General features: G+C 69.9%; 11 protein-coding genes and 1 pseudogene. 7 read left to right on the forward strand and 5 right to left on the reverse strand.

What is annotated here, in order from left to right; all coding sequences use genetic code 11:
- Nucleotides 1-21: 21 nt before the first annotated feature.
- The 3 genes from KIP79_RS26375 (at nucleotide 22) to KIP79_RS26385 (ending at nucleotide 2934) form a co-directional block, all read left to right on the forward strand.
- Nucleotides 22-711 (forward strand): ComF family protein, encoded by a 690-nt coding sequence (locus KIP79_RS26375; protein WP_214107614.1) that lies wholly within the window; start codon nucleotides 22-24, stop codon nucleotides 709-711.
- Between the two features lie 570 nt (nucleotides 712-1281).
- Nucleotides 1282-1944 (forward strand): ribosome hibernation-promoting factor, HPF/YfiA family, encoded by a 663-nt coding sequence (gene hpf, locus KIP79_RS26380; RefSeq protein ID WP_214107615.1) that lies wholly within the window; start codon nucleotides 1282-1284, stop codon nucleotides 1942-1944.
- A 276-nt stretch (nucleotides 1945-2220) separates the two neighbouring features.
- Nucleotides 2221-2934 carry a response regulator gene (locus KIP79_RS26385; protein WP_308169898.1) on the forward strand — a complete coding sequence of 238 codons (714 nt, stop codon included), beginning with the start codon at nucleotides 2221-2223 and terminating at the stop codon, nucleotides 2932-2934.
- Between the two features lie 19 nt (nucleotides 2935-2953).
- On the opposite strand, the gene KIP79_RS26390 is transcribed toward KIP79_RS26385, so the two are convergent.
- Nucleotides 2954-4162 (reverse strand): winged helix-turn-helix domain-containing protein, encoded by a 1209-nt coding sequence (locus KIP79_RS26390; RefSeq protein WP_308169899.1) that lies wholly within the window; start codon nucleotides 4160-4162, stop codon nucleotides 2954-2956.
- Nucleotides 4163-4235: 73 nt separating this feature from the next.
- Nucleotides 4236-4529, reverse strand: coding sequence for an HGxxPAAW family protein (locus tag KIP79_RS26395; RefSeq protein WP_214107616.1), 294 nt, complete (start codon nucleotides 4527-4529; stop codon nucleotides 4236-4238).
- Nucleotides 4530-4758: 229 nt separating this feature from the next.
- Between KIP79_RS26395 and secA the strand changes: the two genes are divergently transcribed.
- Nucleotides 4759-7572, forward strand: a complete 2814-nt coding sequence (secA, locus tag KIP79_RS26400; RefSeq protein WP_214107617.1) for a preprotein translocase subunit SecA — start codon at nucleotides 4759-4761, stop codon at nucleotides 7570-7572.
- A gap of 61 nt (nucleotides 7573-7633) precedes the next feature.
- On the opposite strand, the gene KIP79_RS26405 is transcribed toward secA, so the two are convergent.
- From KIP79_RS26405 to KIP79_RS26415, 3 genes are all read right to left on the reverse strand, one after another.
- Nucleotides 7634-8032: an Rv3235 family protein gene (locus KIP79_RS26405; protein WP_250213869.1), complete on the reverse strand. Its 399-nt coding sequence runs from the start codon at nucleotides 8030-8032 to the stop codon at nucleotides 7634-7636.
- A 179-nt stretch (nucleotides 8033-8211) separates the two neighbouring features.
- A complete protein-coding gene (locus KIP79_RS26410; protein ID WP_214107618.1) occupies nucleotides 8212-9513 on the reverse strand; it encodes a PTS transporter subunit EIIC in 1302 nt (433 codons plus the stop codon).
- A gap of 103 nt (nucleotides 9514-9616) precedes the next feature.
- Nucleotides 9617-10354, reverse strand: coding sequence for a GntR family transcriptional regulator (locus KIP79_RS26415; protein ID WP_214107619.1), 738 nt, complete (start codon nucleotides 10352-10354; stop codon nucleotides 9617-9619).
- A gap of 106 nt (nucleotides 10355-10460) precedes the next feature.
- On the opposite strand from KIP79_RS26415, the gene KIP79_RS26420 reads away from it, so the two are divergent.
- The 3 genes and pseudogenes from KIP79_RS26420 to KIP79_RS26430 all read left to right on the forward strand — a co-directional run bounded on the left by KIP79_RS26420 (nucleotide 10461) and on the right by KIP79_RS26430 (nucleotide 12262).
- Nucleotides 10461-11498 carry an SIS domain-containing protein gene (locus KIP79_RS26420; RefSeq protein WP_214107620.1) on the forward strand — a complete coding sequence of 346 codons (1038 nt, stop codon included), beginning with the start codon at nucleotides 10461-10463 and terminating at the stop codon, nucleotides 11496-11498.
- Between the two features lie 32 nt (nucleotides 11499-11530).
- Nucleotides 11531-11770, forward strand: a pseudogene (locus tag KIP79_RS26425) (PTS sugar transporter subunit IIB); the annotation flags it as partial.
- A 15-nt stretch (nucleotides 11771-11785) separates the two neighbouring features.
- Entirely contained in the window at nucleotides 11786-12262 is a 477-nt protein-coding gene (locus KIP79_RS26430) for a PTS sugar transporter subunit IIA (protein WP_214107622.1), read from the forward strand.
- The last annotated feature ends 1 nt before the right edge of the window (nucleotide 12263 follow it).

Below are 12263 nucleotides of genomic sequence, written 5' to 3' on the forward strand. Positions count from 1 at the left end.
GGCGGTCGGCATGCTGTGCGGGTGCTCGCCGCCCTGCTCGACCTGCTCCTGCCGCCGCGCTGCGCCGGCTGTGGCCGCCCCGGCGTTCTGGTCTGCCCGTCCTGTACGGCCCGGCTGCGCGGCGTGCCGTCGCCCCGGCTCCCGGAGCACCCGCCGCCCGGGCTGCCCGAGGTCTGGTCCGGGGCCGCGTACGCGGGGGTGGCCCGGCGCCTGCTGCTCGCGCACAAGGAGCACGGCCGGACCGCCCTGGCCCCCGCCCTCGGGGCGTGCCTGGCGGCGACCCTGCGGGCTGCCCTGACGCCGCGCAGCCCCGTTCTGCTGGTGCCGGTGCCCAGTTCCGGCGCGGCTCTGCGCCGCCGTGGTCATGATCCGGTGCGGCGGATGGCGGCGGCGGCCGTACGGGATCTGGCGGGGTGGCCGGTCGTCCTGGCGCCGGTGGTGCGGCAGCGGCGGCGGGTGGCCGACCAGGCGGGGCTGAGCGCGCCGGAGCGGGCCGCGAACCTGGCCGGGGCCTATGTGCTCGCGGGAGAGCCGCCGCGCCCGGCGGTGGCCGTCCTGGTGGACGACGTGGTCACCACAGGGGCGACGCTGGCCGCGGCTGCGGCGGCGCTGCGCGCGGCGGGGGTCGCGGTCCCGCTCGCGATCACCGTGGCGGCCACGGCGAAAGAACGGTCTGGGGCGCGTGTCCGCAACGCGACACGCCCGGGATGATCAGAATGCGAAAAGTCACATTGAGTAAAGGAACAATTAAATAACGGCCTGGCCGCAGGGTCACACCTCCATGTCCTGGCCGGTGCCCCAGCCCTGCTCAGCATGCACGAACACCGTTCGGTAAGCCGAATGACCTCCCCTGACACCCAATCGATCACCCCCGGCTTCGGCACGGAAAATCACCGAACGTGATCTTTTGGCGGAGCTCGCGGCTGACATTCGGCCCGGCAGCGACTAGCGTTCAGGACATGGCACCCGTTCGGGTCCGTGGTTGCACCGGACCGTTTTCCGTGCCCCCCGCAAGCGTGGGTGTGGCCCGGGATTCGGCCTGGCTAGCCGATGCCAGCCGCAGGCGAAACGGCCCACGTAAGGCGACTCTTGGTCGACCGATCACGGTGCGGCTTAGAGGTAAGTCCTGCCTTCCCGGGGGTCCAGATGTCCCCCGCCAGAAGAGAAGGGCAGTAGTGGCAAAGAGCCGCGAACCCCTCAGCAGGCGGATGTGGGGACGAAGACCAGGTCGGCCGGACGGGTGCTCCTTCATGTCAGTCGAGAGGCGAAGGGGGGCTTTGCGTGGACATCATCGTCAAGGGACGGCACACCGGAGTGAGTGACCGTTTCCGGGATCACGTGACATCCAAGCTGGCCAGAATCGAGCGTCTGGACAACAAACTCATCCGCGTGGATGTGGAGGTGTCCAAAGAGCGTAACCCGCGACTGAGCGATCAACGCGAACGGGTGGAACTCACCATCCATTGCAAGGGCCCGGCGATCCGGGCCGAGGCGGCGGCCGACGACCGGTTCTCCGCCCTCGACATGGCCCTCGGAAAGCTGGAGTCCCGCCTACGCCGGATCAGCGACCGGCGCAAGATCCATCACGGCAAGAACTGCCCCCCGTCCGTGGCCGAACTGACCGCGGTCCTCGCCGACGTGAACCAGGAAACCCTTACCGCCTCCGCCGAACCCGAAGCGACGTACGAGCACGTACCGCCACGCAGGTCCACCAACGGATACACCGAGCCCGTCATCCCGATCGAACAGGACGGCGACGGCCCGCTGGTGGTCCGGGAGAAGTTCCACCAGTCCGACCCGATCACCATCGACCAGGCCCTCCTGGAGATGGAACTGGTCGGCCACGACTTCTTCCTTTTCCGTGACAAGGAATGCGGCCAGCCCAGCGTGGTCTACCGCCGCCGCGGCTACGACTACGGCGTACTCCGCCTAGTCGAACCGTGACATCGGCCGCGCCTCCGGCACGGCGGGCCCGCTGTGACATTTGGCCCGCCTCCGGCGGGCCGGGCCCGGCCGCTTCGCAGCCGGTGTCTTCCCTCCCTCCGGTCGCTGGCGCTCCCTCCACTCAGTCCAGACACCGGCGCGGCCGGGCCGCGACATTGGGCGGCACGGGCACGGTAAGACGGTGTCGGAGGCGCGGCAAGTGTCACCCCCAATTTCGAACAAGCGTGTAATGATGGCGATCCGGCGTCCCTGGTCCCCCGTGGGGAGGAACAAACTGTGAGTGAGCGCAGCGAGCGAGACGAGACGCCCCGCTCCGCTGGTCGTGGTGAACCCATCCGTGTGCTGATCGTCGACGATCATTCGTTGATCCGGCGCAGCCTTGAGCTTGCCCTGGCCGCCGAGCCGGACATCGAGGTCGTGGGCGAGGCGGGTGACGGCCAGGAGGCGGTCGAGCTCGCCGAGCGCCTGCTGCCCGACGTCGTGTTGATGGACGTGCGCATGCCCCGGCGGGACGGCATCCAGGCCACCCGCGGCATCAAGGAGAGCATGCCGAGCGCCAGGATCATCATGCTCACCGCGAGCGACGAGGAGGAGGACCTCTTCGAGGCGTTCAAGGCCGGCGCCACCGGCTACCTGCTCAAGGACGTGCAGATCGACGAGGTGCCGGACGCGGTGCGCGGCGTGCACGGCGGCCAGTCCTTCATCAACCCCGCGATGGCCACCAAGCTGATCACCGAGTTCGCCAGCATCAGCCGGAAGGAGGCCGAGCGGCCGCCCCAGCTGCCGGTGCCCCGGCTCACCGACCGCGAGATGGAAGTGCTCCGCCTGGTCGCCAAGGGCATGAACAACCGCGAGATCGCCAAGGAACTGTTCATCTCGGAGAACACGGTCAAAAACCACGTCCGCAACATCCTGGAGAAGCTCCAGCTGCACTCCCGGATGGAGGCCGTGGTGTACGCGGTCCGGGAGCGCCTGCTGGAGATCACCTAGGAGATCGCCCAGGGCCTGATCAGACCACCCGCTCGATCCGGATGTCGGTGCACCCGACCCAGGAGGCCGCCTCCTGCAGGGCGAGGTGCACCGCGTCCAGGTTCTTGGCGTCGTTGTTCCTGGTCCCGGGCTCCAGGGTGACCTGCCGGGCGACCAGCGTGCCGTTCTCCCTGGCCGGGTCCACCCGGGCCACCAGTTTCCCGCCGGACAGCACCGGCATGGCGAAGTATCCGTGCACCCGCTTGGGCTTCGGCACGTACGCCTCCAGCCGGTGGGTCATGTGGAAGACGCGCTCGGTCCTGGCCCGGTCCCAGATGAGGGAGTCGAACGGCGACAGCAGCGTGGTGCGGTGCCGCCCCCGGGGCTCGCCCGCGGCCAGCGCGGCCGGGTCAGCCCAGGCGTTCGGGGCGTGGCCCCTGCCGTGCGCGCCGGTGACCGGCACCGGGGTCCCGCGCACCGACTTGGCGGGCGGCCAGCCCGCCACGTGCACCGGGACCAGCCCGGCGGCGCCGCTCAGCAGGGCCTCGTCCAGCAGGGCGGCGTGCTTGGCCCGGACCCGCGTGTAGTCGACCAGGTCGGCTCGGGTGGCCACGGCCAGGGAGCGCCCGGCCACCTGGACCATCCGGGTCACGCACTCGGCGTCGTCAGGCTCGGCGGCCAGCAACTCGGCGGGGACGACGCGCTCGGCCAGGTCGTAGACGCGCCGCCAGCCGACCCGTTTGACGCAGACCACCTCGCCGATGTCGAGCAGGAACTCGATGGCGATCTTGGAGTCGGACCAGTCCCACCAGGGGCCGCCGTTCTTGGCGCCGCCGATGTCGGTGGTGGTCACCGGGCCCTCGGCGCGCACCCGCTCCAGCACCTTGTCCACCGTGGGCGGGACCTCGTGCCAGCGGTATCTGCGCTCGCGGAACTCGCGGCGGCGGAAGCCGTACTGCGGCCAGTGGTCGATCGGGAGGACGCAGGCGGCGTGGCACCAGTACTCGAAGGCGTCGCCGCCCCAGTAGGCGCGCTCCACCCGGTCGCGGCCGATCGGGCCGAGCCGCGCGTAGGCCACCAGCTCGTGGGAGCGGGCCAGCACCGAGATGGTGTCCAACTGCACCGCGCCCAGGCGGCGAAGCATGGCGGGGGCGCCGCCACGACGGCCTTCCACACCCAGGAAACCCTGGGCGCGGAGGATGAGCCGCCGGGCCTCGTCGGCCGTGAGGTCCTGAACCGTATCCGTCACAGCGCCGATGCTAGAGGCAGCCACCGACAAAACGGCTACGCCGGTTAATCACCGGTTCACGCCCAACGGGGGGTCAGGCCTCCAGCGCCCGCTGCGTGACGTCCTTGTGCTCCACCGGCGAGTGGTGCTCCTTGGCCGCCAGCACGCGCGGGGCGTCCACGATGACGTCGGAGAAGATGTCGAAGACCAGCGCCAGCAGGCCGCCCACCGCGCTGATCCCGGCCCCGATCCAGAACATCAGCCAGTTCACGCCGCCGCCGAGGCCGGTCAGCGCCACGCCGCCGACGATGAAACCGATCAGGATGACCGAGACCGCCAGCCAGGACGTCGGGCTGCCCGCGTGACTCTGGTGTGTCGTGTCTGCCATTGCCGCCTACCTACCCGACTCGCCCTCGGACCGGAACCGGGGGCCTCGCTCGAACGTTTGTCAGAGTTGAGCCTATCGACATGCCCCCTTGCCCGCCGCGCCGCTCCCGCCTGTTCTTGGGTGGCTGTGCCAGGTGGCAGAACGGCCTACCATGGCCGTGGGGAAGTATGTCTCGTCCTCAAACCACGGTGGATGCGCCGGGGTAGACCTGCGAGGAGCTTTACTAAAAGTGGCAGCCATTCTCGACAAGATCCTTCGGGCCGGCGAAGGAAAGACTCTGCGTAAGCTCAAGCGCCTCGCCGAGCAGGTCAACTCCATCGAGGAGGACTTCAAGAGCCTCTCCGACGCCGAGCTGCGCGCGCTGACCGAAGAGTACAGGGAGCGTTACGCCAAGGGTGAGACCCTGGACGACCTGCTTCCCGAGGCGTTCGCGACGGTCCGCGAAGCCGCCCGCCGGGTGCTCGGTCAGCGGCACTTCGACGTGCAGCTCATGGGCGGCGCCAACCTGCACATGGGCAACATCTCCGAGATGCGCACCGGTGAGGGCAAGACCCTGACCTGTACGCTCCCGGCCTACCTGAACGCCCTGTCCGGCAACGGCGTGCACGTGGTCACCGTCAACGACTACCTGGCCAAGCGCGACGCCGAGACGATGGGCCGGGTGCACCGCTTCCTCGGGCTGGAAGTCGGGGTGATCCTCGCCAACATGCCGCCGGACGAGCGGCGCAAGCAGTACAACGCGGACATCACCTACGGCACCAACAACGAGTTCGGCTTCGACTACCTGCGCGACAACATGGCCGGCTCCATCGAGGAGTGCGTGCAGCGCGGCCACAACTTCGCCATCGTGGACGAGGTCGACTCCATCCTCATCGACGAGGCCAGGACCCCGCTGATCATCTCCGGCCCCGGCGAGCAGTCCGGGAAGTGGTACACGGAGTTCGCCAAGATCGTGCCGAGGCTCCGCCGAGGCGCCGAGGGCAAGGACGGCGAGGAGAGCACCGGCGACTACGTCGTCGACGAGAAGAAGCGCACGGTCGGCATCCTGGAGACGGGCGTCGAGAAGGTCGAGGACCTGCTCGGCATCGACAACCTGTACAAGCCGGAGCACACCCACCTGGTGCAGTTCCTGAACAATGCCCTGAAGGCCAAGGAACTGTTCAAGAAGGACAAGGACTACATCGTCGTCGACGGCGAGGTCCTGATCGTCGATGAGTTCACCGGGCGCGTGCTGCACGGCCGCCGCTACAACGAGGGCATGCACCAGGCCATCGAGGCCAAGGAAGCAGTGAAGATCAAGGACGAGAACCAGACGCTCGCCACGATCACCCTGCAGAACTACTTCCGCCTCTACTCCAAGCTCTCCGGCATGACCGGCACCGCGGCCACCGAGGCCAACGAGTTCCACCAGACCTACAAGCTGGGCGTGGTCCCGGTCCCGACCAACCGGCCGATGATCCGTAAGGACCAGGCCGACGTGGTCTACAAGACCGAGGACGCCAAGTTCCAGGCCTGTGTGGACGACATCAAGGTCAGGTTCGAGAAGGGCCAGCCGGTCCTGGTCGGCACCACCAGCGTGGAGAAGTCCGAGCGGCTGTCCCGCATGCTGAAGCACCAGGGCATCCGGCACGAGGTGCTGAACGCGAAGAACCACGCCCGAGAGGCGGCGATCATCGCCGAGGCCGGGCGGAAGAGCGCGGTCACCGTGGCCACCAACATGGCCGGTCGAGGCACCGACATCATGCTCGGCGGCAACCCCGAGTTCCGCGCCGACGTCGAGCTGCGCCAGCGCGGTCTGGACCCGGTGGAGACCCCCGACGAGTACGAGAAGGCCTGGCCGGAGGCTCTGGAGAAGGCCAGGGCGGCGGTCAAGGCCGAGCACGAGGAGGTCGTCGAGATCGGCGGGCTCTACGTGCTGGGCACCGAGCGGCACGAGTCGCGGCGCATCGACAACCAGCTCCGCGGCCGGTCCGGCCGCCAGGGCGACCCCGGCGAGTCCCGCTTCTACCTGTCCCTTGAGGACGACCTGATGCGGCTGTTCAACTCGGCCAGGGTCGAAATGATCATGACTCGGCTGAACATCCCGGACGACCAGCCCATCGAGTCCGGCATCGTCTCCAAGGCCATCGCCTCCGCGCAGCACCAGGTCGAGCAGCAGAACTTCGAGATCCGCAAGAACGTCCTCAAGTACGACGAGGTCATGAACCGCCAGCGCAAGGTGATCTACGCCGAGCGCCAGGCCGTGCTGGAGGGCGCCGACCTGCACGAGCAGGTCCGCACCTTCGTGTCCGACGTGGTGGACGGGTACGCGAAGGCCGCCACCAGCGAGGGCTTCGCCGAAGAGTGGGACCTGGACAAGCTCTGGAAGGCCTACGGCGAGCTCTACCCGGTCGGCATCACCGTGGAGCAGCTGGTCGAGGAGGCCGGCGGCTCCCGCGACGACCTGGACCCCGTGTTCATCGGCACCCGGATGAAGGCCGACGCGCTGGCCGCCTACGACCGCAGGGAGGCCGAGCTCAGCTCCCAGGTCATGCGGGAGCTGGAGCGCCGGGTCATCCTCTCGGTGATCGACCGGAAGTGGCGCGAGCACCTCTACGAGATGGACTATCTCCAGGAGGGCATCGGCATGCGGGCCTACGCCCAGAAGGACCCGCTGATCGAGTACCAGCGTGAGGGCTTCGAGATGTTCTCCGCGATGCTGGACGGCATCAAGGAGGAGTCGACCCGCTGGCTGTTCAACCTCCAGGTCGAGGTGCAGGAGAACCCGATCAGCTACGAGGCCGGGGCCGAGCCGAACGAGGCCGACCAGGCGGTGGCCGAAACAAGTTCGATCATCGCCAGGGCGCTCCGCCAGCCGTCCCGGCCGACCGAGATGATCTACTCCGCGCCCGGTGAGGGTGGCGAGGTCGAGGTCAGCCGGGTGCGCTCGACGCCGGAGCAGCGGGCCGCCTACGGCAACGTGGAGCGGAACGCGCCCTGCCCGTGCGGGTCCGGCAAGAAGTTCAAGCGCTGCCACGGCGACCCGAAGCACGCCAACGCGTAACCGAAGTAATACGAAGTAATCCGAGGGGCCCCTGCACCGCGCGGGGGCCCTCCGGCGTTCCTCAGGCCGTCTCCACGTCGGTGACCAGCCACTGCACGCCGTACCGCTCCAGGCGGACGGCGAGTACCCGGCTGCGGTGGCCGCAGTGGACCAGGAGGCACATTTCGATCGCGCCCTCGCGCGGGGACTGCACGTGCGGCGGCCCGGCCAGGGGCGGGCGGCTGGTGTCGATCATCTTTCCGGCCCGGACCAGTTCCGCGTAGGCCCGCTCGGTCAGCCGTTCCTGCACCGACTCGGGCGGTCGCCGCCCGGCCAGGATCTCGGCCAGCGCCTGTCCCAGCCAGCGCAGCCGCCGCTCCTCGGGCGCGTTCCCTGTGCTGCCGAGGATGAGCGGGCCGCGGGCCCGTACGGGTCGGTGGGCGAGGGCCAGCGAGCCATGGACGGGGGGAAGGTCGTACATCGCGTCTCCGGGAGGGGTAGGACAGTCGGACGCCTACCCAGAGGTTCCGGCCCGCCGCCCGGATACGGCTGTCGGCCTTTTACGGTGATTCGCCCCGGACTGGAACCCCAGCATCCGGTTACCGGTCGGCCGCAATCCCCTCGCCAGGCCGGGCCGGCCTGCCGAAGGCGGGCCCAATGTCACAGGTCCACGTCCGGTTCCGGTTCGCGGCCGGGCGTCATGATGTTCAGTCGCCGGATCAGGAAACTGAAGATCACGTAGTAGAGCACCGCGTACACCAGGCCGATGCCCATGATGAGCCAGAAGCGGTGGGTGTTGTCCTTTCCGAGGTTGAGCAGCGCGTCGGTGACCCCGGCGGAGAAGCCGAACCCCAGCCGCCCGCCGAGCGCCGCCACCAGGGCCATCGACACCCCGGTCAGGATCGCGTGCACGGCGAAGAGCACCGGCGCCACGAAGATGAAGGCGAACTCGATCGGCTCGGTGATGCCGGTGACGAAGGAGACCAGGGCCGCCGAGATCATGATGCCGCCCACGGTGCGGCGCCGGTGCGCGGGGGCGGCCCGCCAGATGGCGACGGCGGCGGCGGGCAGGCCGAACATCATGACCGGGAAGAACCCGGCCATGAAGGATCCGGCGCCGTCCGCGCCCTGCAGGTAGCAGGTCAGGTCGCCGGTGAACTGGGCGCCGCCGACCGTGCAGCCGGGGACCTGGAACCAGACGATGGAGTTGATGATGTGGTGCAGGCCGAGCGGGATGAGCAGGCGGTTGGCGAGGCCGTACACGCCGGCGCCGACCTCGTTGTGCTCGGCCAGCCAGGAGCCGAAGTCGTTGATGACCTCCCCGATGGGCGGCCAGATCAGGCCGAAGACCACGCCGAGCACCACGGCCGCGAAGGCGGTGACGATCGGGACGAAGCGCCGTCCGCCGAAGAAGGCCAGCCAGGCCGGAAGCTGGATGCGGTGGTACCGCTGCCAGAGCAGGGCGGCCGTCAGGCCGATGAGGATGCCGCCGAGCACCCCGGTCGGGTTCCCGGCCGACCAGTTGATCACCTGGGTCGGGACGCCGTCCGGGCCGACGACGGTCTGGGTGACCCGCTGGTGCACCACGTCGGCGGCGGGGGCGTCGAAGAACAGGCCCTTGGACACGCGGTCGAAGATGAGGTAGCCGACCAGGGCGGCCACCGCCGTGGAGGCGTCGGACCTGCGGGCGAACCCGGCCGCCACACCGACCGCGAACAGCAGCGGCAGCGCGGCGAAGAGCACGTCACCGGCGTTGGCCAGCACTTTGGCCACGTTGGCCATCCACCCGAACCCCGGCACGTCGGCCAGGCCGCCCGGGGCCGGGCCGTTGGCGCCCAGCATGTCGGGCTGGCCGAAGCGGAGCAGCAGGGCGGCGGCCGGGAGCACCGCGATCGGCAACATCAGCGACCGGCCGAGCCGCTGTAACACGTTCACCAGTCCGGCTACCCGCGTCGTGGTCATCGGTGGTCCTCCGCTGACTATCAATGAGAAAACCGTTCCATGAACAGCCACATCACCTCCGACCAGGCGACTCGCCGCGGTGGCTGTCCAGCTCACGCCTTTCTCATTGAGCCCGCCGTGGCTCCAAAAGGGTACGCAGCTGGTAGCGGTCCGCGCGGTAGGTGGAGACGCCGAGTTCCGCGCAGGTGCCGCCGGTGTAGGAGCGGCGCTGGAGCAGCAGCACGGCCCCGCCGCGGGGGAGCTTGAGCAGGTCGGCGTCGCTCGGGTCGGCGATGCCGGCGTCGATGGTCAGCTCGCCCGCGTCCAGCACCAGGCCGTACCGGGACTCCAGCAGCGCGTAGAGGGAACGGCCCGACAGGTCGTAGGTGTCCAGGTCGGGCGCCAGGGCCACCGGGATGTGCGCCCGTTCGATGCAGAGCGGCTCGCCGTCGGCAGTGCGGAGCCGCTCGATGAAGTGCACCGCGTCGCCGGGCGGGATGCCGAGCTCCCTGGCCAGGTGGGCGCTGGCCCGGACCACGCGGCGGTCCAGGTCGCGGGAGCCGGGCGCCAGACCGCGGGCTCGCATGTCGTCGCTGAACGAGGTGAGCTGGAGGGCCAGCTCGATCTTGGGCCGGGCGACGAAGGTGCCCTTGCCGGGGACGCGGTGCAGCCGTCCCTCGGAGACCAGGTGATCCACGGCCTGCCGCACCGTCATCCGGGACAGGCCGAAGCGCTGGCAGAGCTCGCGTTCCGAGGGGATCGCCGCGCCGATCGGGAGCTCGTTGCTCTCGATCAGATCGAGCAGAATCTCCCGGAGCTGGAAATACTTCGGCACCGGGCTGTCCGGGTCGATCTGGGCCACTGTTGCCTCCCCTCTCGCATTAGGTATGGTTCGTACTGGTCTAGTCCGGACTAGACCACAGGCCGGGAAAACCTGTCAACGTACGGACCGACCACGGGAATGCCTGATGACGACGACGAAGATGCGTAGCGAGATCGCCGAGCAGCCCGCCGCCCTCCGGGCCACCCTGGACGCCCTGCTCCCCCGGACGGGGGAGGTACGGGCGCTGGCGGACCGGACCCGGCAACTGCTCTTCATCGCGCGCGGCACCTCCGACAACGCCGCAGTGTACGGCCGCTACCTCGTGGAGGCACACGCCGGGCGCATGTGCGCGCTGGGCGCACCCTCCATCGCGACCACCTACCGGCGGCGGCTGGATCTGGACGGGGTGCTGGCGGTGGCGGTCTCCCAGTCGGGGCGGACCGAGGAGATCGTGGAGACCCTGGAATGGGCCAAGGACTGCGGCGCCCGTACCGTGGCGATCACCAACGGCGGCGACCAGAGCCCGCTGGCGCAGGCCGCCGACCTGGCGCTGTGCACGGTGGCGGGGGAGGAGAAGGCGGTCCCGGCCACCAAGACCTACACCACCCAGCTGGCCGCGATGGCGGTGCTCGCGCTGGGCCTGGGCGCCGACGTGCCGGCCAGTGACCTGGACCGGGTGCCGGACGCGGTGGAGAAGCTGATCGAGAACCCCGGCGACCTGGACGCGCTGGTGGAGGGCCTGGCGGACAAGCCGGGCGTGGTGGTCTCCGGGCGTGGCCTGGCCTTCTCCACCGCGCTGGAGCTGGCGCTCAAGCTGAAGGAGGCGTGCTACCTGCACGCCATGGGCCTGTCCTACGCCGACCTGCTGCACGGGCCGATCGCGGTGGTGGACGCCGACACCCCCGCCATCCTGGTCGCGGCCGGGGATGGGCCCACGCTGCCCGGCCTGGTCGCGCTGGCCGAGCGGGTGACCGGCGCCGGGGCCGCCGCGTACGGGGTGGGCGGCGGCGGGCGGCTGGCGGCGGTGGCCACGGCCGCGCTGAACGGCCCCGACCTGCCGGAGTGGGTCGCGCCGCTCGGCCTGATCGTGCCAGGCCAGTTGCTCACTGAGGCGCTGGCCCGGCGGCTTGGCGTGGATCCTGACTCGCCGCGAGGCCTGAACAAGGTCACCCAGACCGACTAGGGTTCCGATCACGGAACCGTAACGAGGAGGTCGAGATGGTGGCGGATGCGCGGGCGATCATCGCTGGGCTCGGTGGTGCGGAGAACATCATCGAGATCGAGCCGTGCGTCACCCGGTTGCGGACCGAGGTGCGGGACGCCTCCCGGGTCGACCAGCGGGCGCTGCGGGCGGCGGGAGCGCACGGGGTGATGGCCGCGGGCAACGTGGTGCAGGTCATCGTCGGCCCGCAGGCGGATGTCATCGCCAGCGACATCGAGGACCTCATCGGCTGATTTCGGGGGATGTAGGTGACGACGGTGCTCGCCCCGGTGGACGGCGCGGTCGTCCCCCTCTCGGCCGTGCCCGATCCGGTGTTCTCGCAGGCGATGGTGGGCCCGGGCGCGGCCATCGACCCGCCCAGGCGGCCCGGCAGGGCGCTGGCCCCGATCGCCGGACGGCTGGTCAAGCTGCACCCGCACGCGTACGTGGTGGTGGGCGGCGACGGGCGCGGGGTGCTGGTGCACCTGGGCATCGACACGGTGCAACTGAAGGGGGCCGGCTTCGAGCTGCTGGCCACCGAGGGCGAGATGGTCCGGGCGGGGCAGCCGGTGGTGGCCTGGGACCCGGGCATGGTGGAGGCGGGGGGCCGCTCCCCGCTCTGCCCGGTGGTGGCCCTGGACGCCACGTCCGGCGCGGTCGGCCCGGTCGCCGAGGGTGAGGTACGGGCCGGGGACGAGCTCTTCCAGTGGACAGAAACCGGTCCAGACCGTTCCCGGGATGTATAAG

This window comes from Acrocarpospora catenulata (assembly GCF_018476525.1).
Taxonomy (GTDB): Bacteria; Actinomycetota; Actinomycetes; order Streptosporangiales; family Streptosporangiaceae; genus Acrocarpospora; species Acrocarpospora catenulata.

Bases quoted from the DNA above. Each gene is read 5' to 3' on its own strand.
- KIP79_RS26395 (WP_214107616.1), bottom strand. From the start codon at position 4,529: ATGGCAGACACGACACACCAGAGTCACGCGGGCAGCCCGACGTCCTGG.
- KIP79_RS26405 (WP_250213869.1), bottom strand. From the start codon at position 8,032: ATGTACGACCTTCCCCCCGTCCATGGCTCGCTGGCCCTCGCCCACCGA.
- KIP79_RS26410 (WP_214107618.1), bottom strand. From the start codon at position 9,513: ATGACCACGACGCGGGTAGCCGGACTGGTGAACGTGTTACAGCGGCTC.
- KIP79_RS26420 (WP_214107620.1), top strand. From the start codon at position 10,461: ATGACGACGACGAAGATGCGTAGCGAGATCGCCGAGCAGCCCGCCGCC.